A 26,521-nucleotide genomic window follows, 5' to 3' on the forward strand; every position below is an offset into this window, starting at 1 on the left:
GCCCACCCCATGAGTGCAGAGGCGACCACACCGGGCGGCGCCGCCCGTGAACGCCGGGGCCACCGAAGAGACGTGCTGCGGCTGCGGCAGCTCGGCCGCGCCGCCGTCATCCGCTCCACCGTGCGCGACCGGCTCCCCGACGCCATCGAGCATGTGGCCCAGGCCCACCGCCGCCACCACCCGCGCGCCGATCTCGACGCCCTGCGCCGTGCCTACCTGCTGGCCGAATTCGCGCACCGCGGGCAGATGCGGAAGAGCGGCGAGCCCTACATCACGCACCCGCTCGCCGTCACGCTGATCCTCGCCGAGCTCGGCGCCGAGACCACGACGCTCACCGCCTCCCTCCTCCACGACACGGTCGAGGACACGGAGGTGACCCTCGACCAGGTCCGCGCCGACTTCGGCGACGAGGTCGGCCATCTGGTGGACGGCGTCACCAAGCTGGAGAAGGTGGACTACGGCGCCGCGGCCGAGCCCGAGACGTTCCGCAAGATGCTCGTGGCCACCGGCAGCGACGTGCGGGTGATGTCCATCAAGCTCGCCGACCGCCTGCACAACATGCGGACCCTCGGCGTGATGCGCCCCGAGAAGCAGGCCCGCATCGCCCGCGTCACCCGCGACGTGCTGATCCCGCTCGCCGAGCGCCTCGGCGTGCAGGCCGTGAAGACGGAGCTGGAGGATCTGGTCTTCGCCATCCTCCATCCCGAGGAGCACGCGCTGGCCCGGGAGCTGATCCGCCGTCACGCCCGGCGCCCCGACCCGCTGGCCGAGGCCGCCGTCGCGGTCCGCGAGGTGCTGCGCGAGGCCGGGGTCACCGCCCAGGTCGTCACCAGACCCCGGCATGTGCTGTCGGTGCACCGCGTTCGGCTGAAACGCGGCGAGCCCGGCTCCTTCGACTACGGCCGGCTCCTGATCCTCGTCCCGGAGAACGCGGACTGCTACGCCGCGCTGGGCGAGCTGCACACCTGCTTCACGCCGGTGGTCTCCGAGTTCAAGGACTTCATCGCCGTCCCCAAGTTCAACCTGTACCAGTCGCTGCACACCGCCTTCGCCTTCGGCGGCGGGCGGATCGCCGAGGTGCTGGTGCGCACGCACGCCATGCACCGCGTCGCGGAGGCGGGCGTGGTCGCGCTGGGCGACCCGCACCGCGCGGGCGAGGGCGAGGCCGACGAGGGCGAACGCGTCGACCCGACCCGCCCCGGCTGGCTCTCCCGGCTGCTCGACTGGCAGCGGCAGGCCCCCGACCCCGACACCTTCTGGACCGCGCTCCGCGACGAGCTGGCGAAGGACCGCGAGATCACGGTCTTCGGCGAGGCGGCGGACGCGGGCCCCCTCCAGCTCCCGGTCGGCGCGACCTGCGTGGACGCGGCCTACGCCCGGCACGGGCAGGACGCCCACGCCTGCATCGGCGTCCGCGTCAACGGGCGGCTCGCCACCCTGCGCACCGTGCTCCACGACGGCGACACGGTGCACCTCCTGCTCGCGCCCGACGGCAGCACGGGCCCCTCGCCCGAGTGGCTGGGGTACGCCACCACGCCCGCCGCCCGCATCCCGATCGGCCACTGGCTGGACAGCGGCGCCGCCACCGGCGCGGAGCCGGGCCCCGAGCCCGTTCCGCCGCTCGGAGCCACGGCCGGGGCCGCGGCGCCCGCGTCCCGCCGGGAGGCGGCGGACCCGGCCGACAGCGCGGCCGCCCTCGTCGCGGGTGCCCCCGAGGCCCCGGTGCGCCTGGCGCGTTGCTGCACGCCCGTCCCGCCCGACGGGGTGAGCGGCTTCACCGTGCGTGGCGGCGCCGTCACCGTGCACCGCGAGGACTGCCCGTCCGCGGTGCGGATGACCGCCGCCGGGCGCCGTCCGCTGCCGGTGACCTGGCGCTCGGACTCCATCGGCTGCCGCGTCACCCTGCACGCCGAGGCCCTCGGCCGCCCCGAGCTGCTCGCCGACCTCACCGAGGCCCTGGCCGCCCACGGCGCGGCCGTGCTCGCCGCCGAGGTCGAGCCCCCCCGCGAGCACCGCGTCCGCCACACCTACACGCTGCGACTGCCCGACTCCTCCGGGCTTCCCCGCCTGATGCGCGCGATGCGCCGGGTGCCGGGCGTCTACGACGTGACCCGCGCGGCCCGCCTCCAGTCCTGAGTCCGGATCCCGGGACGGCCCGGGGCCCGGCGCCGGCCCCGCACCCGGGTGGGCACGCCACCGCGCCGCGTGCTAATCGGGGTGACGCGGGGGTGGCACCGTGCCACCATGGGACGCGCGGCCGGGAATGTTCCGAGTCGCACGGGCGTTGAAGAGCTGACAGTTCCCCGGCGTCCAAGCGCCGGCCGAGGCCGTCCGAGCCTCGCCGTCTTCCCCCGACTTTAAGGAACGCATTGACCTTCTCTTCCCTTCCTCAGGATCACCAGCGCCGCACCGCGGGCCGCCGGGCCGACGCCCTGATGGATGAGGACGTCGCCCGGAGCGAGTTCGACGACGTGGACGGCGATCAGTTCGAGCGCGACGAGCGCGCCGCACTCCGCCGTGTCATCGGGCTCTCGACCGAGCTGGAGGACATCACCGAGGTCGAGTACCGGCAGCTGCGTCTGGAGCGCGTGGTGCTCGTCGGCGTCTGGACCTCCGGTACCGCGCGGGACGCGGAGCTGTCCCTCGCGGAGCTCGCCGCCCTGGCCGAGACCGCGGGCGCCCTGGTGCTCGACGGCGTGATCCAGCGCCGCGACAAGCCGGACCCGGCCACCTACATCGGCTCGGGCAAGGCGCAGGAGCTCAGGGACCTCGTGCTGGAGACCGGCGCCGACACCGTCGTGTGCGACGGTGAGTTGAGTCCGGGTCAGCTGATCCACCTGGAGGATGTCGTCAAGGTGAAGGTGGTCGACAGGACCGCCCTGATCCTGGACATCTTCGCCCAGCACGCCAAGTCCCGTGAGGGCAAGGCGCAGGTGTCGCTCGCCCAGATGCAGTACATGCTGCCGCGGCTGCGCGGCTGGGGCCAGTCGCTGTCGCGCCAGATGGGCGGCGGTGGCTCCAGCAGCGGTGGCGGGGGGATGGCCACCCGCGGCCCCGGTGAGACCAAGATCGAGACCGACCGGCGGCGGATCCGCGAGAAGATGGCGAAGATGCGCCGGGAGATCGCGGACATGAAGCACGGCCGGGAGCTCAAGCGGCAGGAGCGCCACCGCAACAAGGTGCCGTCCGTCGCCATCGCCGGCTACACCAACGCGGGCAAGTCCTCCCTGCTGAACCAGCTGACCGGCGCCGGAGTCCTCGTGGAGAACGCGCTGTTCGCCACGCTGGACCCGACCGTGCGCCGGGCGACCACGCCCAGCGGGCGCGGGTACACCCTGGCCGACACCGTGGGCTTCGTGCGCCACCTGCCCCACCACCTGGTGGAGGCGTTCCGCTCCACCATGGAGGAGGTCGGCGAGGCCGACCTGATCCTGCACGTGGTGGACGGCTCGCACCCGGTGCCCGAGGAGCAGCTCGCGGCCGTCCGTGAGGTGATCCGCGAGGTGGGGGCGAAGGACATCCCCGAGATCGTGGTGCTCAACAAGGCGGATGCCGCGGACGAGCTGACGCTCCAGCGGCTGCTGCGGGCCGAGAAGCGGGCCATCGCCGTTTCGGCGCGCACCGGCCTGGGGCTCGACCGGCTCCTCGAGTGGATCGACGACGAACTGCCGCGCCCCGCCGTGGAGCTGGGGGTCCTGGTGCCCTACACCGAGGGTGGTCTGGTCTCCCGCGTGCACGCGGAGGGCGAGGTCCTCTCCGAGGAGCACACCGCCGAGGGCACGCTGCTCACGGTTCGGGTGCACCCGGAGCTGGGTGCGCTGCTCGAACCGTACGTCCCGGCCGTCCGGGGCTGACCGCCCCGGTTCCCGCGGCGAGCGTGCTCGCTCGCGCACTGCCTGAGGGGCCGCCCGTGGGGCGGCCCCTCAGGCATGTACGGCCACGGCACCGCTCACGCGCGCCGGGTCGGCCGCGAGGCCGCGCAGCACGAGCTGGACCCACCGCCGCCGCGCGGCCTCGGGCAGGTCGTCGCCCGGGAGATTGCCCAGGGCGAGCATGAGATCGGCCGCCGTGACGTCCCGGTGCAGCGATCCCTCCGCGTGACCGGCCGCGACGATGCGCGACAGGAGGCTCCCGCCCCTCCGGGCCAGCTCCTGGTCCGCCCTCATCCCGAGGGGGCCGATCGCGGTCCTGACGGTGCGGTCCGTGCCGGCCGCTTCGCTGATGCGCCCGGCCAGTAACGCCAGTTCGGCGAAGGCGCTGCCGCCCGCGTCGATCCGGGCGACCGCCTCGTCGAGAGCCGTGAAGATGCGGTGGACGAGGTCGCCCACGATCGCCTGGACGAGATCGGCCTTGGTCGGGAAGTGCCGGTACAGGGTCCCCACCGCCACCCCGGCCTCCCGGGCGATCTCGTCGATCCCCGCGCCCTCTCCCCGCGCGGCGAACAACGTGCGCGCGGCGCGCAGGATGTTCGCGCGGTTGCGTGCGGCGTCCGCACGCAACCGGTGTGGTGCGGTCACGGATCGGCCTCCGTCCTCCCGAGTGCACCTGAGGATGCCACAGCCACGCGCCGCGCGTGGCCGGGAACCAGCGCCGGGACACGGGCGGATTCCGTCGCGGAATACCGACTTCTGCTTGCGGACCCGCACCGCCTGAGCCGAGCCATTTCCGGCCAACTGCTCGCGGCCGCCGGTTTCCTTCCGCTCCTCGCCCTCATGGGCGGCGTTCACCTCGTCGGCAACGCGTCGTCGTGGGGGGTTCTCACCGCGCTCCGCCAGCGGGTGGCCGCGCTGCCGGCCAGGGATGTCGGGACCGCGTGCGCCGCCCGGCGGCCCCCGCATCGTTGGTCACCGGGGCGCGAGAGCCGGGAACTGATGTCTCAATTCCTGCTTCCGCGAGCACAGTTCAAGGTCGCCTTTAGGCATCTGGGTCATGATCGGCCACGACCGGCCGGGAGAGGCCCCCACACCGAGCCCTGCCCGCGTAGCCCCCAAAAGGTCTCCGGAGCGCCGACATCATGACCCTCTCCCAGGCAGCCCGCACCTGTCACCAGCCGTCGGCACCGGGTCCCTCCGGGCCGCCGCACCTCCTCGCCCCCCGCCGCAGCGGCCACCTGACCCCGGCCCCTCCGGGTCGATCTAGCGGCAACGGCAGACCAGAGGTGTGGCGTTGATCACACGCGGCCCCGCCGCGGCCCGGGGGCCGAGGCGCGGGACGAAGGCGAACGCCCGGGGCCGCCGCCGTCCGTTGCGCGGGCATGGGGGCGCGGGGGCCGCCAGGCCCGGTGACCTGGCACCGCCGGTCACCGCCGACACCTCCCGTATACCACCGTCGCCCCTCCCGACGTCCCGCGGGATGGCCCCGCTGACCGACGCCGAACCGCGGATGTCGACCCGCCGCCGCCTCCTGGCACGGCGACGGGGCCGCCCTCGCGGCCGCCGTGTGACCGCTCGCATACGTGTGTGACGCACCGGTGTTGGTTACCGTAGGGAATGGTTCAGTCGCTATGGCCGATGTATCGGACAAAGGGGGAAGGCTGATGAGATACGAGATCCTGGGACCGCTTCGCCTCACGGGTGAGGAGGGCACCTCGTACATCGGTGCCCGCAAGGTCGAAACGCTGCTGGCCGCGCTGCTCGTACGATCCGACCAGGTCGTGCCGAGCGGGCGGATCAAGGAGGAGATCTGGGGCGGCTCCCCGCCCAAACGCGCGTCCGCCGCCATGCATGTCTACGTGTCACAGCTCCGCAAGATCCTTGCCGCCGCGACGGGCGCGGCCGACAGCCCGATCGTCACCCGGCCTCCGGGTTACACGATCCAGATCGGCCCCGACGACGAACTCGACGTGCACGCCTTCGAGTCGCACATCCGAGCGGGCCGCGCCCACCGCCAGGAGGGCCGCCACGAGGACGCCTGCACCGCACTGACGTCCGCGCTCTCCCTGTGGCGCGGCCACGCCCTCGCCGGGGTCTCCGGCGGCCCGCTGATCGGCGCGTTCACCGCGTATCTGGAAGACGCCCGCGCCGAGTGCCAGGAGATGCTGATCGACGCCCAGCTGGCCATGGGTCGCCACCGCGAACAGGTGGGCCGGCTCCAGGCGCTGATCAGCGAGAACCCCCTGAGCGAGGTCTTCTACCGGCAGCTCATGCTCGCCCTCTACCGCTCCGAGCGGCAGGCCGACGCGCTGCGGGTCTACGAGAGCGCACGCCGTGTCCTCCACGACGAGCTCGGCCTGGAGCCGGGCCAGCCGCTGCGGGACCTCCAGCGGGCCATCCTGCTGGCCGACCCGCGGCTGGGTGCCCAAGCGGCATCCGGCTCGGCCCCGTTCGGCCACTCCCTGCACCGCCTGGACCGGGTGGGAGCCGTCGGAGCCTGACCACCCCTCGATTAGCATGGACGCGTCGGCACGTATCTCGTCGAGAGAGCGTGACCCTCGGAACCGGGAGAGCTGCTCGTGTTGCGCACCATGTTCAAATCCAAGATCCACCGCGCCACGGTGACCCAGGCCGACCTGCAGTACGTCGGCTCGGTCACCGTGGACGCGGCCCTGATGGAAGCCGCCGACCTGCTGCCGGGCGAGCAGGTCCACATCGTCGACATCGACAACGGAAGCCGCCTGGAGACCTATGTCATCGAGGGCGAACGCGGCTCCGGCGTCATCGGGATCAACGGCGCGGCCGCCCACCTGGTGCAGCCGGGCCACCTGGTCATCCTCATCAGCTACACCCAGGTCGACGACGCCGAGGCGCGCCGCATGCGGCCCACCGTCGTGCATGTGGACCGCGCCAACCGGGTGGTCGGCCTGGGCGCCGACCCCTCCGAGCCCCCGCCCGGCGGCGACGCCGAGCGCAGCCCGCAGGCCGCCCACCGCGCCTGAGCACCGCCTGAGCACCACCCGAGCACCACTCAGCGGCCGGACACGGCACGACGCCGGGGCCCGGCGGTCACCCTCGTGACCGCCGGGCCCCGGCGTCTGTTTCGGCGGCGTTTGCCCCGCCGTCGCGTCCGGACTCAGCCGGTCATGGTCGAGCTGACGTGGTCGTACACGCCCTGGGCCTCGACGTCGAGTCGCGGACCCGCCAGCCAGGTGCTCTCCAGCGGGCCGATGGAGTTGACCGAGATCAGCTCCGGCTCGCCCGCCTCGTTGGTGCGCAGCCAGGGGCCGCCCGAGGAGCCGCCCGTCATCGTGCAGCCCGCCCAGTACATGACCGGCATGGTGGCGTCCATCGACAGCCGGCCCGGGTAGTCGACGCACATGTACATGGCGGCGCCGTCGTAGGGCGGGGCGGCGGGGAAGCCGTACAGCGTGACCGCGCCGAGGTCGGAGACCGCCGGGGCGTCGAAGCTGACGTCGAGCGCGGCGCCCACCGTCTCCTCGAGCGAGGCGCCGCTGCCGTCCTCGGGCTGGACCGAGAAGACCGCGAAGTCGCCGTGCGCGCCGCTGCCGCCCGAGTCGGTGCCGTTGTCGATCCAGTACTGCGTGGTGGAGACGTACTCAGCCCAGTACACCCCGTACGGCGCCACCTCTTCGGGCGCCGCCGCCGCGAGCTCCTCGGCCGTCATGCCGTTGTTGTTGTAGGCGGGGACGAAGCTCAGGTTGCGGTACCAGCCGCCACCCGCGCCCGCGTGCACGCAGTGACCGGCGGTGGCCACCAGGTTCGACTGACCGGGGCGGGCGGGGTCCTTCACCACCGTGCCGGAGCAGACCATCGGGCCCTCGGGGCTGTCGAAGAAGACCTTGCCGATCGGCGCGCCGTTCTCCGTGTAGGGCGTGGCCACGGGCTCCGCCTCGACCGGGGCCGGCTCGGGGTCGGTGATGCCCCGGTCGCCCTCGGGACTGTCGACCTCCGGAGGGTTGGGGTCCTCCTCGATCTGGTCCTCGTCGATGGACGGGTCGGGGTCCTCGGCGTCCTCCATGCGGTCCGGGTCCCACAGCCCCTCGATGATCGGGTTGACGTACTCCCCGATCTCGCGCATCCAGGTGTCCCGGTCCCAGTTCTCCCAGCCGCCGTCCAGCCAGGCTTCCATGTCGAAGTCGAACGGCAGGTTGTCGATGAGGTCCTGGAGCTGGTCGTCCCCGGCGCTCGCGTCCTCGCTCGGCGTGGCCCCCTCGCCCGATTCTTCGTCGCCATTGCATGCGGTCGCCGTCAGCGCCAAGGCGGCGGCCATCGCCGTGGCTGCCAAGGCGACGCGGCGACGCGGTCGCCTGCGTATCGATGACATGGGTGCATTCCCCCTGTGTGTTGCCGAGTTGTCCATCGTGGTGCCGTGCGGTGCCCCGGCACGGAAGGTGACCACCACTATGCCGGTGCTGATCTGGACGGCGGCAGCCGGGTCCCCGGTTCCGCCCGCGTCCGAAGTGGGTGCCCGAGCAAAGGATCTTGTCGCGGGCCGTGATCGGGAGGTCGCGCCGTCGTTACCACGGATGGAGGAACGCCACGGCCTCGTCCCGCGGCGTTGTCACCACGGCGTTGTCACTGCGGCCCTGTCACCACGGTGTCGACATACGTCACGAACCGACATGTCCTGAAGGAGGAGGCAGTGCCGTTCGGTCCGTGCCGAGCCGGCGCGCCACACACGGATGAACGCACGCCCCCGTCCCGAACGCAGCCCCTCCCGTGAGCGCGTGCCGGTCCGCCGCCGGCTCGCCCGCCTCATGGAACCGCCCGCGCCGAGGCGGGCCCACCCCCACGGGACGACGGCCGCGGCCTCCGCGAGCGCCGCGCTGGAGACCGCCGACCCGCTGGAGCAGCGGGACGCCGGGTCGGCCGCCGACGCCGCCGCGGTCGAGGGCCTGCTGCGCTGCTGGCTGCGCGAGACTGGCGCCACGCGCCCCGCCGACGGCGTGCTGCGCGTGCCGCTGCCCGCCTCAGGCACCGCGCTGTGCGTCCCCGTGCGGTACTGGTCGGCGACCGGCTTGCACCGGTTCGGCGCCGTCGCCCTCGACGGGGCGCCGGCCGGGGGGCGGCCGGTGGACGCCGTCACGCTCGCCGCGTTGCTCGCCCGCGAGGCCGCGACCGGCCAGGACCCCGCCGGGGAGACGGCCGAGGCCACCGCGCTGGTCGGCCGGGTGGCCGACTCCGTGGGCAGGACCGCCGCCTTCCTCGCCGCGTGGCGCGCCGACCCGGGCCCGGCGGCGCACGGCCACCTCTTCCTCGACGCCGAGCAGTCCCTCCTCCTCGGCCACCCGCTGCACCCCACGCCCAAGAGCCGCGAGGGCCTCGCGGGCACCGAGGCCGACCGCTGCTCGCCCGAGCTGCGCGGCCGGTTCCGGCTGCACTGGCTGGCGGTGGACCGGTCCGTCCTCGCCACCGACTCCGCCTGGTCGGAGAACGGCGCGACGGTGCCCGCCGAGGTGCTCACCGCCAGGCTCGCCGGACCCGGGCTCGCGCTGCCCCCCGGCACGGCGGCGCTGCCGCTCCACCCCTGGCAGGCCGGGGACGTGGTGCACCGGCCCGCGGTCGCCGCCCTGCTGGACGCCGGGCTGCTGCACGACCTGGGCGAGCACGGGGACCTCTGGCACCCGACCTCCTCGGTCCGCACGGTCCACCGGCCGGGCGCGCCCGCCATGCTGAAGCTCTCGCTCGGCCTGCCCATCACCAACTCCCGCCGGGAGAACCTCCGCAAGGAGCTGCACCGCGGCGTCGAGGTGCACCGCCTGCTCGAAGCGGGCCTGGCCCGCGAGTGGCGCGCGGCCTTTCCCTCGGGGCGCGGGTTCGACATCGTCAGGGACCCCGCCTGGCTCGCGGTCGACGACGCCGAGGGGCTCCCCGTGCCGGGGCTCGACACCCTGCTGCGGCAGAGCCCGTTCGGCGCCCACGACGACGTGCTGTGCCTGGCGGCGCTGACCGGGCCCCGGCCCTGGCCCGGCCGCCCCGAGCGGGAGCTGCGCTCGCGGCTCGCCGACGTGGTGTCCGCGCTCGCCGCCAGGAGCGGCCAGGAGATCCCGGCCGTCTCCGGCGAGTGGCTGCTGCGTTATCTGCGCGCGGTCGTCAGCCCGTTGCTGTGGCTCGACGCCCACGCCGGCATCGCGCTGGAGGCCCACCAGCAGAACACGCTCGTCGTGCTCGACCGCGAGGGCTGGCCCACCGGCGGCCGGTTCCGGGACAATCAGGGCTACTACTTCAGGGCCTCCCACCGCGACGCGCTCAGGCGGCGGCTGCCGGGACTGGGGGACCGCTCCGACACCTTCGTCGGCGACGAGGTCACCGACGAGCGCTTCGCCTACTACCTGGGCATCAACAACGTGCTCGGTCTCATCGGCGCGTTCGGCGCCCAGCGGCTCGCCGACGAGACGGCGCTGCTGGCCGTGGCGCGCGGCTTCCTCGCGGAGGAGGCCCGCGCGGCGGGCCGCGGGCCGCTCTCCCCGCTGGTCACGCGGCTGCTGGAGGCGGACGCGCTGCCCTGCAAGGCCAACCTGCTGACCCGCCTGAACGGCCTGGACGAGCTGGTCGGCCCGGTCGACGGCCAGTCGGTCTACGTCTCGATCCCCAACCCGTTCGCCCACCCAGCCCCTTCCACCCCGGGGAGCCACCATGACCGCCCCTGACACCGGCCGCGGCGCGGGCGTCGCCGACGGCCCCGGCAGCGACGACGGACCGGACACCGCCGACCTCGACCTGCCGCCCGACCTCGCCGGCGCGCCTGTGGACTACGCCATGGACATGGACGGCGGGCCCCTGGCCACGCGCCTGCTGGACAACGTGCCGGCCTGGGGCCCCCTCCGCACCGGCGTCGGCATCTTCCAGCTCGTGCCGGTCTGCCTCGACCGGGACCTCGCGCTGATCTCCACATGGATGAACGACGCCGACGTGGCGCTGTTCTGGATGCTGGCCGGGTCCCCCCGGCGCACCGCCGAGCACGTCAGGAGGCAGCTCGACGGCGACGGGCGGAGCCTGCCCTGCCTCGGCGTCCTGGACGGGCTGCCCATGAGCTACTGGGAGCTCTACCGCGCCGACCTCGACCCCGTCGCCTTCCACTACCCGTCGCTGCTCCACGACACCGGCGTCCACCTCCTCATCGGCAGCGCCGAGGACAGGGGGCGGGGCCTGGGCGCGGCGCTGCTCCGGGGCGTCACCGAGCTGGTGCTGCGGAACCGCTCCTCCTGCCGGCGGCTCGTCGGCGAGCCCGATGTGCGCAACGCCGCCTCCGTCGCGACGTTCGAGGCCGCGGGCTTCGAGAACACCGGCGAGGTCGACCTCCCGGACAAGCGCGCCGCGATCATGATCAGAACCCGCTGAGCCCCCGCCCGTTCACCCTCCCTGTCCCACCGAGGAGTCCTCATGCCCGTCAGCCCCGAGTCCGACTGGAACCGTGCCGCCCGCCGCATGCTGGCGAAGCTGCTCGCCGAGTTCGCCTATGAGGGCGTCATCACGCCCAGACCGGACGGCTCGCCCGCCGGCGCCTACCACCTGCCCGTCGCCGAGGACCTGGTCTACCGCTTCCGCGCCCGCCGGGGCGCCTATGGCCACTGGCGGATAGACCCGCGGTCGATCGTCCCGACCGCCGACCCACTGGAATTCATCGCCCGCGCCCACGACGCGCTGCTCGCCCTCTCCGGCGACACCACGGGCCACCTCATCCGCGAACTCACCGCCACCCTCAGCGCGGACGTCGGGCTCGCCGCCGGGGCCCTCGACGTCGAGCGGCTGGCCGACCTCGACCACGCCGAGCTGGAGGGCCACCAGACCGGCCACCCCTGGCTCGTCGCCAACAAGGGGCGCATCGGGTTCTCCGCGGCCGACGCCGCCCGCTGGGCCCCCGAGGCGCGGACGCCCCAGCCGCTTCCCTGGCTCGCCGTCCACCGCGAGCTCGCCCGTTACCGCGGCACCGCCGACCTGGCCACCCCGGCCCGGCTCTACGACGACGAGCTCAGCGCGGAGACGCGCGAGATCTACGCCCGCGCCATCGCCGCCCGCGGCCAGGACCCCTCCGCCTACCTGTGGCTGCCGGTCCACCCCTGGCAGTGGGACGAGACCATAGCCCCGCTCTACGCGCCCCAGATAGCCGCCGGCCTGATCGTCCCGCTCCCCTCGGACGGGGACCTGCGGCTGCCGCAGCAGTCGATCCGTACCTTCCTCAACGCCTCCAGACCCGAGGCCCGCAGCGTCAAGCTGCCGCTCTCCATCCTCAACACCCTGGTCTTTCGCGGCCTCCCCACCGAACGCACCCTGGCGGCCCCGGCCGTGACCGGCTGGATGCACGCCGTCCGCGACGCCGACCCGTTCCTCGCCGAAGACACCCGCGTCATCCTGCTCGGCGAGGTCGCCTCCGTCACCGTCGAGCACCCGCTCTACGACCGGCTGCCCGACGTCCCCTACCAGTACCGCGAACTGCTCGGCTGCATCTGGCGCGAGTCCATCAACCCCTTCCTCGACCCGGGGGAACGCGCGCGCACCCTGGCCGCGCTGCTGTCCACCGACCGGGACGGGCGCTCGCTGACGGCCGAGCTGGTCCGCCGCTCGAAGCTCCCGGCGCACGCCTGGCTGCGCCGCCTGTTCGCCGCGCTGCTGCCGCCGTTGCTGCACTTCCTCTACCGGTACGGAACGGTCTTCTCGCCGCACGGGGAGAACGCGCTGGTGGTCTTCGACGAGCGCGACATTCCCGTCCGGCTCGCGGTCAAGGACTTCGTCGACGACGTGAACCTCAGCGCCGAGCCGCTGCCCGAACTCGACTCCATCCCCGCCCAGGTGCGGCGCGTGCTGCTGACGGAACCGCCGGGATTCCTGACGCAGTTCATCCACTCGGGCCTGTTCGTGGGCGTCTTCCGCTACCTCGCACCGCTGTGCGAGGAGCAGCTGGGAGTGCCCGAGGCCGACTTCTGGTCACTCGTCAGGGCGGAGATCCTCGCCCACCAGCGGCGTTTCCCGGAGCTGCGGAGCCGCTTCGAGACGTTCGACCTGCTCACGCCGCGCATCGAGCGGCTCTGCCTCAACCGCAACCGGCTGCACCTCGACGGGTACCGGGACCGCGCGCGGCGCCCGCACGCCGCGGTCCACGGCACGGTCGCCAACCCGCTGCACGCGTCGTGACCCGGCGCGCCCGGCCGGGCGCCGTCCGTCGCCCGAGCTGGCGTCGCCCGTTGTCGGAGGGGGCGGCTAAGGTGACCTGCCTATGACTGCCACATCCGAGGACCCCACCCTCACCGATCTGCTGCACGCCGCGGTCACCGCCGTGGGAGGCACCGAGCGGCCCGGCCAGGTCGCGATGGCGGAGGCCGTCGCGGGGGCCGTCGAGGACGGCACGCACCTGCTGATCCAGGCCGGCACCGGCACCGGCAAGTCGCTCGGCTATCTGGTCCCCGCCATCGCCCAGGGGGACCGGGTGATCGTCGCCACGGCCACGCTCGCCCTGCAACGGCAGCTGGTCGAGCGGGACCTGCCGCGCACCGTGGAGGCCCTGCATCCGCTGCTGCGCCGCCGCCCCGAGTTCGCGACGCTCAAGGGCCGGTCGAACTACGTGTGTCTCCACCGGCTCCACGAGGGCGTCCCGCAGGACGACGAGGAGGGTCTCTTCGACCAGTTCGAGGCGGCGCAGGCCGCCGGCGGGCCGACCAGCAGGCTGGGCAAGGACCTGCTGCGGCTGCGCGAGTGGTCGGACGGGACGGAGACCGGGGACCGCGACGACCTGACGCCCGGCGTCTCCGACCGGGCCTGGTCGCAGGTGTCGGTCTCCTCGCGCGAGTGCCTGGGCGCGACCCGGTGCACCTACGGGGCCGAGTGCTTCGCGGAGGCCGCCAGGGAGCGGGCCAAGCTGGCCGAGGTGATCGTCACCAACCACGCGCTGCTGGCCATCGACGCCATCGAGGGCGCGCCGGTGCTCCCCGGGCACGAGGTGCTGATCGTGGACGAGGCCCATGAACTGGTCTCCCGCGTCACCGGAGTGGCCACCGGCGAGCTGACGCCCGGCGGGGTGAACCGGGCCGTCCGGCGGGCCGCGAAGATCATCGACGAGAAGACGGCGGACCAGCTCCAGACGGCGGCCGAGACGTTCGAGCGTCTGATGGAACTGGCCCTGCCGGGGCGTCTCGAGGAGCTCCCCGAGGACCTGGGGTACGCGCTGGCGGCGCTGCGGGACGCGGCGCGGGCCACGTTCACGGCTCTGGGGAACACGCGGGATTCCTCCGTGGGCGACGAGGACGCGGTGCGGAAGCAGGCGCTGGCCTCCGTGGAGACGGTGCAGGACGTGGCCGAGCGGATCGTGCAGGGCTCCGAGTTCGACGTGGTCTGGTGCGAGCGGCACGACCGGTACGGCGCCTCGCTGCGGGTCGCGCCGCTCTCCGTCTCGGGGCTGCTGCGGGAGAAGCTCTTCGTGGACCGCTCGGTGGTGCTGACCTCGGCGACGCTCAAACTCGGCGGTGACTTCAACGGGGTCGGGGCCTCCCTGGGCCTCGCGCCGGAGGGGGAGCACGGCGAGGAGCTGCCCGAGTGGAAGGGCCTGGACGTGGGCTCGCCGTTCGACTACCGCAAGCAGGGCATTCTCTATGTCGCGCAGCATCTGTCGCCACCCGGCAGGGAGAGCAGCCGCGGTGACATGCTGGACGAGCTGGCGGAGCTGGTGGAGGCCGCGGGCGGGCGCACGCTGGGGCTGTTCTCCTCGATGCGCGGCGCGCAGGCCGCGGCCGAGGCGCTGCGCGGTCGGCTGGACATGCCGATCCTGCTCCAGGGCGAGGAGACGTTGGGCGAGCTGATCAGGACGTTCGCGGGCGACGCGCGGACCTGCCTGTTCGGCACGCTCTCGCTGTGGCAGGGCGTGGATGTGCCGGGCCCCAACTGCCAGCTGGTCGTGATGGACCGGGTCCCTTTCCCGAGGCCGGACGATCCGCTGGTCAGCGCGCGGCAGAAGGCGGTGGAGGAAGCCGGGGGGAACGGGTTCATGGCGGTGGCCGCCACGCATGCGGCCCTGCTGATGGCGCAGGGCGCGGGTCGGCTGGTGCGGGCGACGGAGGACCGCGGCGTGGTCGCGGTGCTGGATCCCCGACTGGCGAAGGCGCGGTACGGCAGCTTCCTCCGCGCCTCCATGCCCGACTTCTGGTACACCACCGACCGCAACCAGGTGCGTCGCTCACTCGCAGCGATCGACGCGGCAGCGCGGTCCGCCGCCGCGTCGTAGCCGGCGGGCTCCCGGAGGCGTCAGATGCGCCGCATGACGGCGACGACCTTGCCGAGGATGGTGGCCTCGTCGCCGGGGATCGGCTGGTAGGACGCGTTGTGCGGGAGGAGCCAGACCTGGCCCTCCTCGCGCTTGAAGCGCTTGACCGTCGCCTCGCCGTCGAGCATGGCGGCGACGATGTCCCCGTTCTCCGCGACGGGCTGGCGCCGGACGGTCACCCAGTCCCCGTCGCAGATCGCGGCCTCGATCATGGAGTCGCCGACGACCTTCAGCACGAAGAGCTCGCCGTCACCGACCAGCTGGCGGGGGAGCGGGAAGACGTCCTCGACCGACTCCTCGGCCAGGATGGGGCCACCGGCGGCGATCCGGCCCAGCAGCGGCACATAGGAGGCGGCGGGCTTGCCCGCGGTGTCCGCGGCCTGGGGCGCGGGCGTCTCGGCGCCGCGCACCTCGTAGGCGCGGGGCCGGTGCGGGTCGCGCCTGAGGAAGCCCTTGCGCTCCAGGGCCATCAGCTGGTGGGCCACGGAGGAGGTGCTCGACAGACCGACCGCTTGGCCGATCTCCCGCATGGAGGGGGGGTACCCGCGCCGCTGCACCGAGTCGCGGATGACCTCGATGACGCGCCGCTGGCGGTCCGTGAGCCCCGAACTGTCCGCCCGGATCCCCGGAGGTCGCCCCGGCAGCGAACGGCCGGGTGTGGCTCCTGGCGCACCCATCCGGTCCTGGCGGCGCTCAGCGGCGGTGATGGCGTCGTCTGCTGCGGTGGTCAATGTTGGCCCCTTCTCAGGTGGTTCTCCCTAGTCTGACAACGGTAGTTGCTATCGAAAGGTTGCGCCAAACACACGTTCGAGTGAAATATCCCGGATCCACCTGCGTGATCCAGGGGCCCGGTGTATGAAGCGTGATTTTATGCCCCTCCCCGGCCGCGAAGCGTGACCGCCCGTGCGGTAGCCTCCCATGCGTCCCTTCCTCGCCGTCGCCCGGGTCTCCGTTGTCACCACGCGACACGCGCGCCGATGATGTTGACAGGCAAACCCCAGATCTAGTGGTCTGCTCTCTGGCAGCTCCCCACAAATTGTGGTCGAGGGCCTCATGGGCGGCCGGAATCGCTTATGCTGGGAAGCGCGACGACGGGTCCGCACCCGCGGCTCGTCGGAGCGGTGTCACCGCGCCGTCGGCGGGGTGTCGTCACGCTGCGTGACATGTAGGGACGAGCGCCGGAAGGGAGCGAGCCGATGCACTGCCCCTTCTGCCGACACCCCGACAGCCGTGTCGTTGACAGCCGTACCGCGGACGACGGCACCATGATCCGCCGCCGTCGGCAGTGCCCGAGCTGCTCCCGCCGCTTCACCACGGTGGAGACGGCCTCGCTCATGGTGATCAAGCGCAGCGGTGTCACCGAGCCGTTCAGCCGGGACAAGGTGATCGCCGGGGTGCGCAAGGCGTGCCAGGGGCGTCCCGTCACCGAGGACGCCCTCGCCCAGCTGGGCCAGCGGGTGGAGGAGGCCGTGCGCGCCACCGGCAGCGCCGAGCTCTCCACCCACGACGTGGGCCTCGCCATACTCGGGCCGCTCCGCGAGCTGGACCTGGTGGCCTATCTGCGCTTCGCGTCCGTCTACCGCGCCTTCGACTCGCTCGAGGACTTCGAGGCCGCCGTCGCCGAGCTGCGCGAGGGGTTCCCCGACGCGCCCGAGCAGGCGCGACCACCCGTCGTCGGCTGAGCCGGACCCGGCAGGTCCCACGGGGCCCGAGCCGACACAGACCTGACCGGAGCGCATCGTCGCGTTGCGGTCATTTCAGAACAACGGAACGCGTGGCCAGGGTCGCACCTGGCCGCACCAGGGCGTTATGCCCGGTACAGGGAGGCGGAATGACTGAGACGACGAGCGGCCCGGCACGTGGTTCCCGCGCCAAGGGTGGCAAGGGAAGCAAGGGCTTGCGGATCGAGCGCATCCACACCACCCCCGGCGTGCATCCCTACGACGCGGTGGTGTGGGAGCGACGTGACGTCGTCATGACCAACTGGCGTGACGGCTCGATCAACTTCGAGCAGCGTGGCGTCGAGTTCCCCGACTTCTGGTCGGTGAACGCGGTCAACATCGTGACGAGCAAGTACTTCCGCGGCGCCGTCGGCACGCCGCAGCGGGAGGTCAGCCTCAAGCAGCTCATCGACCGGGTGGTGAAGTCCTACCGGGGCGCGGGCGAGGAGTTCGGCTACTTCGCCGGACCGGAGGACGCCGAGATCTTCGAGCACGAGCTGGCGCACGCCCTGCTGCACCAGATCTTCAGCTTCAACTCGCCGGTCTGGTTCAACGTCGGGACCGCGCAGCCCCAGCAGGTCAGCGCCTGTTTCATCCTGTCCGTCGACGACTCGATGGAGTCGATTCTCGACTGGTACAAGGAAGAGGGGATGATCTTCAAGGGAGGTTCGGGCGCGGGGCTGAACCTGTCGCGGATCCGCTCCTCGAAGGAGCTTCTGTCCTCCGGGGGGAACGCGTCGGGCCCCGTGTCGTTCATGCGCGGCGCGGACGCCTCGGCCGGGACCATCAAGTCGGGCGGCGCCACCCGGCGCGCGGCCAAGATGGTCGTGCTGGACGTGGACCACCCCGATGTCGAGGCGTTCATCGAGACCAAGGTCAAGGAAGAGGAGAAGATCCGCGCGCTGCGCGACGCGGGCTTCGACATGGACCTGGGCGGCGACGACATCACGTCGGTCCAGTACCAGAACGCGAACAACTCGGTGCGGGTCACCGACGACTTCATGCGGGCGGTCGAGGCGGGCGAGAAGTTCGGGCTGCGGGCGCGCCAGACCGGCGAGATCATCGAGGAGGTCGACGCCGCCGCGCTGTTCCGCAAGATGGCGGAGGCGGCGCACGCCTGCGCCGACCCGGGCATCCAGTACGACGACGTCATCAACCACTGGCACACCTCGCCCGAGTCGGGGCGCATCAGCGCCTCGAACCCGTGCAGCGAGTACATGCACCTGGACAACTCCTCCTGCAACCTCGCCTCGCTGAACCTGATGAAGTTCCTCAGCGACGACGACCGCGGGAACCAGGCGTTCGACGCGACGCGTTTCGCGCAGGTCGTCGAGCTGGTCATCACGGCGATGGACATCTCCATCTGCTTCGCCGACTTCCCGACCCGGAAGATCGGCGAGACGACGCGGGCGTTCAGGCAGCTGGGCATCGGCTACGCGAACCTGGGTGCGCTGCTGATGGCGACCGGTCACGCCTACGACTCGGACGGCGGCAGGGCGCTGGCCGGGGCGATCACCTCGCTGATGACCGGTACCTCCTACCGTCGCTCGGCGGAGCTCGCGGCCGTGGTCGGCCCGTACGACGGGTACGCGCGCAACGCGGACGCGCACAACCGCGTCATGCGCCAGCACTCCGACGCCAACGCCGAGGCCAAGCGCATGGACGACCTGGACACCCCGGTCTGGGCGGCGGCGACCGAGGCGTGGCAGGACGTGATCCGCCTCGGGAAGAAGAACGGTTTCCGCAATGCCCAGGCGTCGGTGCTGGCCCCGACCGGGACCATCGGCCTGATGATGGACTGCGACACCACGGGCATCGAGCCGGACCTGGCGCTGGTGAAGTTCAAGAAGCTGGTCGGCGGCGGGTCGATGCAGATCGTGAACAACACGGTCCCCAAGGCGCTCAAGCGGCTGGGCTACCAGCCGGAGCAGGTCGAGGCGATCGTGGCGCACATCGCCGACCACGGGAACGTGGTGGACGCCCCGGGCCTGAGGCGCGAGCACTACACGGTCTTCGACTGCGCCATGGGCGACCGGTCCATCGCGCCGATGGGCCATGTGCGCATGATGGCCGCCGCCCAGCCGTTCCTGAGCGGGGCGATCTCCAAGACGGTGAACATGCCGAGCACCAGCACGGTGGACGACGTCGCGGGGATCTACCTCCAGGGCTGGAAGCTGGGGATCAAGGCCCTCGCGGTCTACGTGGAGAACAGCAAGGTCGGCCAGCCGCTGTCGGCGAAGAAGCAGGACAAGGCCGACACGGTGAACGGGGTCGCGGGGGGCGGCGAGCGGGCCGCGGTGGTGTCCGCCGAGCCCGAGAAGGTCGTGGAGTACCGGCCGGTGCGCAAGCGGCTGCCCAAGGGCCGTCCCGGCATCACCACCTCGTTCACCGTGGGCGGCGCCGAGGGCTACATGACCGCCAACTCCTACCCGGACGACGGTCTCGGCGAGGTCTTCCTGAAGATGTCCAAGCAGGGTTCGACCCTGGCGGGCATGATGGACGCCTTCTCCATCGCGGTGTCGGTGGGCCTCCAGTACGGCGTGCCGCTGGAGACGTACGTCTCGAAGTTCACCAACATGCGCTTCGAGCCGGCCGGGATGACGGACGACCAGGACGTGCGGATGGCGCAGTCCATCGTGGACTACATCTTCCGGCGGCTGGCGCTGGACTTCCTGCCCTTCGAGACCAGGTCGGCGCTCGGCATCCACACGGCGGCCGAGCGGCAGCGGCACCTGGAGACGGGGTCCTACGAGCCCACGGACGAGGAACTGGACGTGGAGGGTCTGTCCCAGTCGGCTCCGCTCCAGAACGCCGCGCCCACCCCGCCGCCCGCTCCCGAGGTGGCTCCGCCGGTCGCGGCGGCGGCGGTCCCCGCGCCCAAGGAGGCGCACAGCTCCACGGAGCTGGCCGAGATGCAGCTCGGGCTGAACGCCGACGCCCCGCTCTGCCTGTCCTGCGGCACCAAGATGCGCCGCGCGGGCAGCTGCTACCTCTGCGAGGGCTGCGGGTCCACCAGCGGTTGCAGCTGAGACGGCGCGGTCCGGGGCGGCGGGCGCCCGGCCGACGGACGCGGACGGCGGGGAACTCCCAGTGGGTTCCCCGCCGTCCGCGTCCCCCAGGGGGTTACCGTCCCGAGTACTGGATGAGTTCGTAGCTGTTGGACCTGCCCTCGCCCTCCAGGCGCGAGTAGGTGCCGACGGCCCAGAGGCGGCCGGTGTGGCCGATGGGGGCCAGGTCGGCGATGCTGTACGCCTGGGTCTGGCCGTCGTCGACGCGCTCGCCGGAGACGCGCTCCCAGTCGTGGCCGTCGTAGTGCCAGTAGAACGGCGGGGACTCGAAGCCGTCCGGGTCGCCGGTGAGCCAGAGGCCGCCGCGGCCGTCGCCGTGCAGCACGCGGGGCGCGAGCTCGTCGAGCGGCGCGTCCACCTGCTCCCAGTCGCGGCCGTCCCAGTGCCAGAGCTGGTACTCGGGGCCGTTCTCCCCCCACGGGACGAGGTCGCCGACCAGCCACACGTCGTCGCTCGACTCGGCGTACAGATGGACGGGGCGCAGCCCGGGGGTCGGGGGTGCCATGTCGTGCCAGTCGCGGCCGTCCCAGTGCCTGACCACGGGCTGGAGCTGCTCGCCGAGGTCGGCCGATCCGCCCACGGCCCAGATGTCGCGGGAGGAGAGGGCCTGGAGGTCGAGGATGTTGTGGCCCGAGCCCAGGTCGGTGGTCACCCACCGGCCGTCCTGGTAGGTGGATATCCAGCGGTCACCGGCCAGCCAGGCACCGCCGTGGACGGCGGCGATCTCGGCGCGGCTGCCGTAGTGGCCGGCGTTCGGCAGCTCGGGGAGGTCGACGAGGCGCCAGCGCAGGCCGTCGAAGTGCGCGGTCAGCTCCTCCTGGCCGTTCCGTCCATAGGCCCAGACGTCGTGCGGGGAAGAGGCGTTCACCGAGTGCCAGCTGGTGGCCTCGGGCAGGCCGGGGGCTCGGTCCTCGTTCCAGGAGAAGCCGTTCCAGCGGAGGACGACGCCCTCGGAGCTGCTGTTCTCGTTCGTCTGGCTGCCCACGGCCCAGGCCGCGAACGGGCCCGCGGCCGTGACCGAGCTCATGGAGGAGCCCCAGGTCAGCCGGCCGGCCGAGGCGGTTGCCCAGCCGGGGTGTCCACCGGTGGCGTCGGGGCCGGGGGCGGCCGACGCCGTCGGCGCGAGTAAGGCGGTGGTGGCCGTGACGAGTATCGGTAGGGCGATCCTCAGGAGTGATCGCTTGCTCATGCTGGTCCTTCCCTGCGCGACATTGGGCCGGAAAGGGGTCTGCCTCGCGGCGCCCCCGTGTGGAGGAAGACTCGCCACCTCGCGGGCCGGTTGTACGTGGAGGGGCGCGCATGCTCGCCCTGCGCGCTCTGCGTCGTTCGGTGACGATGGGGGAGGTGGAAGGTGGTGGGCCATGCGGAGCGTGATCCTGGTGACCGGCGGCTCTGGAACGGTGGGCCGCGAGGTGGTGCGCAGGCTGCTGGAGGACGAGCATGAGGTGCGGGTGTTCAGCCGTCGGGAGCGGCCGGACATCGGACGCTCGCCGGTCGAGTGGCGCCGGGGGGATCTGCGGACGGGCGAAGGTCTGCCCGAGGCGCTGGCCGGTGTCGACGTGGTGGTGCACTGCGCCACGGGGGGCGGGCGCGTCGATGTGGCGCTGACGCGGCGGCTGACCGAGGCGGCGCTCCGGGCGGGAGAACCGCACCTGGTCTCCCTCTCGATCGTCGGCGCCGACCGCGCGCCGGGCCTGCCGTTGTTCCGGGCGAAGCTGGCGTGCGAGCGGATCGTGGAAGAGTCGGGGCTGCCCTGGACCGTGCTGCGGACCACCCAGTTCCATGGGCTGATCACGCGGGTGGTGGCGGCGCAGCGCTGGCTTCCCGTGGTGGTCACGCTGGGCGGTGGCGTGCGGCTCCAGCCGGTGGCGGAGCGGGAGGTGGGGGAGCGGCTGGTCGAGCTCGCGGTGGGTGAGCCGGTGGGCCGGGCCGAGGACATGGCCGGTCCCGAGATCAGGACGGCGAGAGAGCTGACGCGGACGGGGGGGCGGGCCGGGGGGCTGCGGCGGCCGGTGGTGGGGGTCAGGCTGCCGGGTAAGGCGTTCCGTGCGGTGCGCGACGGCGCGCTGCTCGCGCCCGACCATGCCGTGGGCCGGGTCGGTTTCGCGGAGTATGTGGCCGCCTGAGAGCGTCCGGTGAGGCGAACGGGGCGCCGGTGTGGAGGCGTTGGAGCCCTCGCCGGGAACGGGCGGGCGTGATCGGCGATCTCGTGCCTCCCGTGCCGGGGATGGCCGTACGATGGCGCGGTGCTGGTCAAGTGGATGCGGTGCGCCGTGCTCGATCGAGCGGGATTCGAGCGGGGGCAGCGGAAGTGGGCGGGGCTGCCCGGCGAGCCCGGGTTCCGGGCGCAGGGCGGCGGATGGAGCCGCTCCAGGCCCGGCGTCGCGCATCTGTTCGGATTCTGGGAGAGCCGGGCGTTCTACGACTCGTTCATGGCCCGTTCCCACGACCGCCTCGCGGCGGCGCAGAACGGCACATACCAGGACATGCGCGTGCGGCTCTTCCAGTACCGCTTCGACGTGAAGATGGGCTTCGAGCCACGGTTCACCGAGGCGAACCTGCTGCGGGTGGCACACTGCCGCGTCCACAAGGACCGCGCCGAGCACTTCGCCCTCATGCAGGAGAAGGTCTGGAACCCGGCGATGGCGGGCTCGCCCGGCATGCTCCGGGGCGTCTTCGCCGAGGCGGAGCCGGAGAGCGAGTTCCTCGTGCTGTCCATGTGGGATTCCGCCGCCGAACGTGCCAAGTACCGCACCGAGCGGGTGGAGCGCCTGGCCCTGCGGGCCCAGATGGGAGCGGATCTCGCGGCGATAGCCGGGGATGTCATCGACATGGAGCCGTCGTGGACGGTCTGAGCCCTCACCACGTGGACGGACCGGCGGGCCGCCCGCCGTCGAATTAGGCTGATGGCCATGGCACGACCTCGGCGCATCGTCCTCCTCCGGCACGGGGAGTCCCAGGGGAACCACGACGACGCCGTCTACGAACGCGTCCCCGACCATGCTCTGGCGCTGACGGAGAAGGGCAGAAAGCAGGCGGAGGTCGCGGGCGAGCGCCTGCGGGCGGTCTTCGGCGAGGAGCGGGTGTCCGCCTATGTCTCTCCCTACCAGCGCACCCACCAGACCTTCCGCGCGCTCCGCCTCGACCCCGCCCGGGTGCGGGTGCGGGAGGAGCCGCGCCTGCGCGAGCAGGACTGGGGCAATTGGCAGGACCGCGAGGACGTCCAGCGGCAGAAGCAGGCGCGGGACGCCTATGGCCACTTCTTCTACCGCTTCGCCCAGGGAGAGTCGGGCGCCGATGTCTACGACCGGGTGGGGGCGTTCCTGGAGAGTCTGTGGCGCAGCTTCGAGGAGCCCGACCACCCGCCGAATGTGCTGCTGGTGACCCACGGGCTGACGATGCGCCTGTTCTGCATGCGCTGGCTGCACTGGACCGTCCCGGAGTTCGAGTCGCTGTCCAACCCGGGCAATGGCGAGACCCGCGAACTGCTGCTGGGCCGCGAGGGCCGCTACCACTTGGACCGGCCCTTCGAGCACTGGCACACACCCGAGCGGCCCTTCGACGGGTGGTGCACATAGGGTGGACGCCGTCATGCCGTACGAGCCTCCTACTCACCGTGTCGAGCGGTCCGTTCGCGCGCTCACCGGAGCGCGGGTCGTGGCCGGGGTCGACGAGGTCGGCCGCGGCGCCTGGGCCGGTCCGGTCACCGTGTGCGCCGCCGTCACCGGACTGCGCCGTCCCCCCGAGGGCCTGACCGACTCCAAGCTGCTGACTCCCCTGCGCAGAACCGCCCTGGCGGACGTGCTCCACGACTGGGTGACGTCGTACGCGCTGGGGCACGCCTCCCCTCAGGAGATCGACGCCCTCGGTATGACGGCCGCCCTGCGCCTCGCCGCGGGCCGGGCCCTCGAACAGCTCCCGGAGCGCCCCGACGCCGTGATCCTGGACGGCAAGCACGACTACCTCGGATCGCCGTGGCACGTGCGGACGGTCATCAAGGGCGACCAGTCGTGCGTCGCGGTGGCCGCGGCCTCCGTCATCGCCAAGGTGCGCCGCGACGCGATGCTTGCCGAACTCGCCCCTGAACACCCGCCGTACGCGTTCGAGAGCAACGTCGGCTATCCGTCGCCCGTGCACAAGGCCGCGCTGGAGGATCACGGTCCCACGCCGCACCACCGCCACTCCTGGGCGTTTCTCGACGCGCTGCCGCGCTGGCGCCACCTCAAGCTCCCCTCGCACCGTGACGCCCTGGCGTCCGAGAACCTGGAGGACGCCGGCCAGCTCGGCATGTTCTGATCCGGACATCGCTACCCCTGCACCGCGAGTACCAGGGGCAGCACCCGGGTGGCACCCGCGGCCCGCAGGAGCCGCGCGGCCACCGCCAGCGTCCACCCGGTGTCCGCGAAGTCGTCCACCAGCAGTACCGGCCCACCCGCCGCCTTGACCGCGTCCGCCAGCTCGGGTGCCAGGTGCAGGCCGGCGTGCAGGGCCTGCACACGGCGTGCGCTGTTGCTGCGCGCGGGCGCACCGTGAGCGTTGCCCACCGTGCCGAGCAGGGGCATGCGGCCGACGGCGGCGATCCGCTCGCCGAGCGAGTGCACCAACCGGGGGCGCGCGTGGGAGCCGACCGTCACCACCCCGACCGGCCGCCCCCGCGCGTCGGGCGCCGACGCCGCCCAGCCGCCGGGCCCCTTGGCCCAGTCGGCGAGCACGGAGACCACCGCGTCGAGGACGTCGTCCGGCACCGCGCCGTCTCGGGCGCCAGGCGCGAGCAGGGGCCGCAGCCTGTTCCCCCAGCCGATGTCGGACAGCCGTCCCAACGCCCTTCCGGCCGCGGCCTGTTCGTCGGCGGCGATCTTTCCCTTGAGGTCGACCCCCACGCTGGGCAGGCCGGTCGGCCACATGCGGCGCGGCTCCAGAGGGATCCCCGGTCGGGCCAGCTCACCGCGGGCGGTCTCCACGGCCGCCGAGGAGACCTCCGCGCGGTGGGTGGACCCCGCGCAGTTGTCACAGCGACCGCAGGGAGCCGCCTCTTCGTCGTCCAGCTGCCTGCGGAGGAACTCCATCCGGCAGCCGGTCGTCGAAGCGTACTCGCGCATGGCCTGCTGCTCGATGTCGCGCTGCCGGGCGACACGGGCGTAGCGCTCGGCGTCGTACTCCCAGGGGGCGCCGGTCGCGGTCCAGCCGCGGCGCTCGCGGCGCACGGCGCCGTCCACGTCCAGCACCTTCAGCATCATCTCCAGCCGCGAGCGCCGCAGTTCCACCTGGGGCTCCAGTGCCGGAAGTGACAGGGGCCTGTCCGCGGCGCCCAGGACCTGGAGGGCGCGCCGCACCTGCTCCTCGGGAGGGAAGGCCAGCGAGGCGAAGTACTTCCAGATGGCCTCGTCCTCGGGGCCCGGGAGCAGCAGCACATCGGCGTGGTCCACACCGCGCCCGGCCCGGCCCACCTGCTGGTAGTAGGCGATGGGCGAGGAGGGCGAGCCGAGGTGGACGACGAAGCCCAGGTCGGGCTTGTCGAAGCCCATGCCGAGCGCGGAGGTCGCCACCAGGGCCTTCACCCGGTTCGCCAGCAGGTCCTCCTCGGCGGCGAGCCGGTCCGCGTTCTCCATGCGGCCGGTGTAGGGCGTCACCCGGTGGCCACGGGCGGTGAGATAGCCGGAGACCTCTTCGGCCGCGGCGATCGTCAACGTGTAGACGATGCCCGAGCCCGGCAGCTGGTCGAGATGGCCGTCGAGCCAGGCGAGACGGTGCGCGGCGTCGGGCAGCCTGAGCACGGAGAGCCGCAGGCTCTCGCGCTCCAGCGGCCCCCGCAGGACCAGTGCCCCGGCCGTGTCGCCGCCGGTGCCGAGCTGCTCGGCGACATCGGCCGTGACCCGGGCGTTCGCGGTGGCGGTGGTGGCCAGCACCGGCACGCCGCCGGGCAGCTCGGCGAGGAGCGTGCGCAGGCGGCGGTAGTCGGGACGGAAGTCGTGCCCCCAGTCGGAGATGCAGTGGGCCTCGTCGACCACCAGCAGGCCGGTGGTCTCCGCGAGCCGGGGGAGCACATGGTCGCGGAAGTCCGGGTTGTTCAGCCGCTCGGGGCTCACGAGCAGCACGTCCACGGAGCCCTCGGCGACCTCCGACTGCACCGTCTCCCAGTCCTCGGCGTTGGCCGAGGTGATCGAACGGGCCTGGATGCCGGCCCGAGCGGCCGCCTCGATCTGGTTCCGCATGAGGGCGAGCAGGGGCGAGACGATCACGGTCGGCCCCCTGCCGCGCTGCCGGAGCAGGGCCGTGGCCACGAAGTAGACCGCGGACTTCCCCCAGCCGGTGCGCTGTACCACCAGGGTCCGTCTCCGCTCGGCGACGAGCGCGTGGATGGCTCGCCACTGGTCCGCGCGGAGCCGGGCCGTGCCGTCGGCGTCCCCGACGAGGCGGACGAGCACGGCGTCGGCCTCGGCCCGCAGGTCCGGGTCGTCCGGGGGTGGAGGCGGGGCGTGACCCGCGGTTGGCTGTCGCATGCCCCCATGCAAGCCGATCGAGGGGGGTGGCCGCGAATCCGCCTGTGGATAACCCGGTCATTCTTATGACTCTCCGATCTGCGAC

The 26,521-nt window shown here is 72.7% G+C and carries 19 protein-coding genes; 14 read left to right on the forward strand and 5 right to left on the reverse strand.

What is annotated here, in order from left to right; translation table 11 throughout:
* Window positions 1–9 precede the first annotated feature (9 nt).
* Both ADY01_RS00160 and hflX read left to right on the forward strand, forming a co-directional pair.
* Window positions 10–2,136, forward strand: a complete 2,127-nt coding sequence (locus ADY01_RS00160) for a RelA/SpoT family protein (protein ID WP_049563796.1) — start codon at window positions 10–12, stop codon at window positions 2,134–2,136.
* Window positions 2,137–2,435: 299 nt separating this feature from the next.
* Window positions 2,436–3,854 carry a GTPase HflX gene (hflX, locus tag ADY01_RS00165; protein ID WP_107081588.1) on the forward strand — a complete coding sequence of 473 codons (1,419 nt, stop codon included), beginning with the start codon at window positions 2,436–2,438 and terminating at the stop codon, window positions 3,852–3,854.
* 69 nt (window positions 3,855–3,923) lie between these two features.
* On the opposite strand, the gene ADY01_RS40120 is transcribed toward hflX, so the two are convergent.
* The gene (locus ADY01_RS40120; protein WP_063784070.1) at window positions 3,924–4,517 is read right to left on the reverse strand and encodes a TetR/AcrR family transcriptional regulator; all 594 of its coding nucleotides are present in this window, start codon (window positions 4,515–4,517) and stop codon (window positions 3,924–3,926) included.
* 1,019 nt (window positions 4,518–5,536) lie between these two features.
* Between ADY01_RS40120 and ADY01_RS00175 the strand changes: the two genes are divergently transcribed.
* Complete coding sequence (locus ADY01_RS00175; protein WP_063784071.1) at window positions 5,537–6,373, forward strand: AfsR/SARP family transcriptional regulator; 837 nt, start codon at window positions 5,537–5,539, stop codon at window positions 6,371–6,373.
* 78 nt (window positions 6,374–6,451) lie between these two features.
* Complete coding sequence (gene panD, locus ADY01_RS00180) at window positions 6,452–6,874, forward strand: aspartate 1-decarboxylase (protein WP_049563803.1); 423 nt, start codon at window positions 6,452–6,454, stop codon at window positions 6,872–6,874.
* Window positions 6,875–7,008: 134 nt separating this feature from the next.
* Here panD and ADY01_RS00185 read toward each other — a convergent pair whose 3' ends face one another.
* Window positions 7,009–8,220: a trypsin-like serine peptidase gene (locus ADY01_RS00185; protein WP_049563805.1), complete on the reverse strand. Its 1,212-nt coding sequence runs from the start codon at window positions 8,218–8,220 to the stop codon at window positions 7,009–7,011.
* Between the two features lie 358 nt (window positions 8,221–8,578).
* Between ADY01_RS00185 and ADY01_RS00190 the strand changes: the two genes are divergently transcribed.
* The 4 genes from ADY01_RS00190 (at window position 8,579) to ADY01_RS00205 (ending at window position 15,108) form a co-directional block, all read left to right on the forward strand.
* Window positions 8,579–10,546, forward strand: coding sequence for an IucA/IucC family protein (locus tag ADY01_RS00190; RefSeq protein WP_049563806.1), 1,968 nt, complete (start codon window positions 8,579–8,581; stop codon window positions 10,544–10,546).
* On the forward strand, window positions 10,533–11,237 hold the full coding sequence (locus tag ADY01_RS00195; protein WP_049563808.1) for a GNAT family N-acetyltransferase: 705 nt from the start codon (window positions 10,533–10,535) through the stop codon (window positions 11,235–11,237). The genes ADY01_RS00190 and ADY01_RS00195 overlap by 14 nt, the downstream gene beginning before the upstream one ends.
* A 42-nt stretch (window positions 11,238–11,279) precedes the next feature.
* The gene (locus ADY01_RS00200) at window positions 11,280–13,028 is read left to right on the forward strand and encodes an IucA/IucC family protein (protein WP_049563810.1); all 1,749 of its coding nucleotides are present in this window, start codon (window positions 11,280–11,282) and stop codon (window positions 13,026–13,028) included.
* Between the two features lie 82 nt (window positions 13,029–13,110).
* The gene (locus ADY01_RS00205) at window positions 13,111–15,108 is read left to right on the forward strand and encodes an ATP-dependent DNA helicase (protein ID WP_049563813.1); all 1,998 of its coding nucleotides are present in this window, start codon (window positions 13,111–13,113) and stop codon (window positions 15,106–15,108) included.
* A 20-nt stretch (window positions 15,109–15,128) separates the two neighbouring features.
* Here ADY01_RS00205 and lexA read toward each other — a convergent pair whose 3' ends face one another.
* Window positions 15,129–15,824, reverse strand: coding sequence for a transcriptional repressor LexA (gene lexA, locus ADY01_RS00210; protein WP_420715551.1), 696 nt, complete (start codon window positions 15,822–15,824; stop codon window positions 15,129–15,131).
* A 519-nt stretch (window positions 15,825–16,343) separates the two neighbouring features.
* Here lexA and nrdR point away from each other — a divergent pair.
* The gene (gene nrdR / locus ADY01_RS00215; RefSeq protein ID WP_049563820.1) at window positions 16,344–16,829 is read left to right on the forward strand and encodes a transcriptional regulator NrdR; all 486 of its coding nucleotides are present in this window, start codon (window positions 16,344–16,346) and stop codon (window positions 16,827–16,829) included.
* Between the two features lie 149 nt (window positions 16,830–16,978).
* Window positions 16,979–19,897, forward strand: a complete 2,919-nt coding sequence (locus ADY01_RS00220; protein ID WP_049563822.1) for a vitamin B12-dependent ribonucleotide reductase — start codon at window positions 16,979–16,981, stop codon at window positions 19,895–19,897.
* A 94-nt stretch (window positions 19,898–19,991) separates the two neighbouring features.
* Here ADY01_RS00220 and ADY01_RS00225 read toward each other — a convergent pair whose 3' ends face one another.
* Window positions 19,992–21,125, reverse strand: a complete 1,134-nt coding sequence (locus ADY01_RS00225; RefSeq protein WP_049563825.1) for a hypothetical protein — start codon at window positions 21,123–21,125, stop codon at window positions 19,992–19,994.
* A gap of 172 nt (window positions 21,126–21,297) precedes the next feature.
* On the opposite strand from ADY01_RS00225, the gene ADY01_RS00230 reads away from it, so the two are divergent.
* From ADY01_RS00230 to ADY01_RS00245, 4 genes are all read left to right on the forward strand, one after another.
* A complete protein-coding gene (locus ADY01_RS00230) occupies window positions 21,298–22,062 on the forward strand; it encodes an SDR family oxidoreductase (protein ID WP_049563827.1) in 765 nt (254 codons plus the stop codon).
* Window positions 22,063–22,182: 120 nt separating this feature from the next.
* Window positions 22,183–22,791: a YdbC family protein gene (locus ADY01_RS00235; protein WP_049563829.1), complete on the forward strand. Its 609-nt coding sequence runs from the start codon at window positions 22,183–22,185 to the stop codon at window positions 22,789–22,791.
* Between the two features lie 57 nt (window positions 22,792–22,848).
* Window positions 22,849–23,514 (forward strand): histidine phosphatase family protein, encoded by a 666-nt coding sequence (locus tag ADY01_RS00240; RefSeq protein ID WP_049563878.1) that lies wholly within the window; start codon window positions 22,849–22,851, stop codon window positions 23,512–23,514.
* A 13-nt stretch (window positions 23,515–23,527) separates the two neighbouring features.
* A complete protein-coding gene (locus tag ADY01_RS00245) occupies window positions 23,528–24,232 on the forward strand; it encodes a ribonuclease HII (protein WP_049563879.1) in 705 nt (234 codons plus the stop codon).
* A gap of 11 nt (window positions 24,233–24,243) precedes the next feature.
* On the opposite strand, the gene ADY01_RS00250 is transcribed toward ADY01_RS00245, so the two are convergent.
* Window positions 24,244–26,436, reverse strand: coding sequence for a RecQ family ATP-dependent DNA helicase (locus ADY01_RS00250; RefSeq protein WP_049563831.1), 2,193 nt, complete (start codon window positions 26,434–26,436; stop codon window positions 24,244–24,246).
* Between the last annotated feature and the right edge of the window lie 85 nt (window positions 26,437–26,521).

Source organism: Streptomyces sp. SBT349 (assembly GCF_001083795.1).
GTDB lineage: Bacteria > Actinomycetota > Actinomycetes > Streptomycetales > Streptomycetaceae > Streptomyces.

Bases quoted from the DNA above. Each gene is read 5' to 3' on its own strand.
- ADY01_RS00160 (WP_049563796.1), top strand. From the start codon at position 10: ATGAGTGCAGAGGCGACCACACCGGGCGGCGCCGCCCGTGAACGCCGG.
- hflX (WP_107081588.1), top strand. From the start codon at position 2,436: ATGGATGAGGACGTCGCCCGGAGCGAGTTCGACGACGTGGACGGCGAT.
- ADY01_RS00175 (WP_063784071.1), top strand. From the start codon at position 5,537: ATGAGATACGAGATCCTGGGACCGCTTCGCCTCACGGGTGAGGAGGGC.
- ADY01_RS00185 (WP_049563805.1), bottom strand. From the start codon at position 8,220: ATGTCATCGATACGCAGGCGACCGCGTCGCCGCGTCGCCTTGGCAGCC.
- ADY01_RS00190 (WP_049563806.1), top strand. From the start codon at position 8,579: ATGAACGCACGCCCCCGTCCCGAACGCAGCCCCTCCCGTGAGCGCGTG.
- ADY01_RS00195 (WP_049563808.1), top strand. From the start codon at position 10,533: ATGACCGCCCCTGACACCGGCCGCGGCGCGGGCGTCGCCGACGGCCCC.
- ADY01_RS00200 (WP_049563810.1), top strand. From the start codon at position 11,280: ATGCCCGTCAGCCCCGAGTCCGACTGGAACCGTGCCGCCCGCCGCATG.
- ADY01_RS00205 (WP_049563813.1), top strand. From the start codon at position 13,111: ATGACTGCCACATCCGAGGACCCCACCCTCACCGATCTGCTGCACGCC.
- lexA (WP_420715551.1), bottom strand. From the start codon at position 15,824: ATGGGTGCGCCAGGAGCCACACCCGGCCGTTCGCTGCCGGGGCGACCT.
- nrdR (WP_049563820.1), top strand. From the start codon at position 16,344: ATGCACTGCCCCTTCTGCCGACACCCCGACAGCCGTGTCGTTGACAGC.
- ADY01_RS00220 (WP_049563822.1), top strand. From the start codon at position 16,979: ATGACTGAGACGACGAGCGGCCCGGCACGTGGTTCCCGCGCCAAGGGT.
- ADY01_RS00225 (WP_049563825.1), bottom strand. From the start codon at position 21,125: ATGAGCAAGCGATCACTCCTGAGGATCGCCCTACCGATACTCGTCACG.
- ADY01_RS00230 (WP_049563827.1), top strand. From the start codon at position 21,298: ATGCGGAGCGTGATCCTGGTGACCGGCGGCTCTGGAACGGTGGGCCGC.
- ADY01_RS00240 (WP_049563878.1), top strand. From the start codon at position 22,849: ATGGCACGACCTCGGCGCATCGTCCTCCTCCGGCACGGGGAGTCCCAG.
- ADY01_RS00245 (WP_049563879.1), top strand. From the start codon at position 23,528: ATGCCGTACGAGCCTCCTACTCACCGTGTCGAGCGGTCCGTTCGCGCG.
- ADY01_RS00250 (WP_049563831.1), bottom strand. From the start codon at position 26,436: ATGCGACAGCCAACCGCGGGTCACGCCCCGCCTCCACCCCCGGACGAC.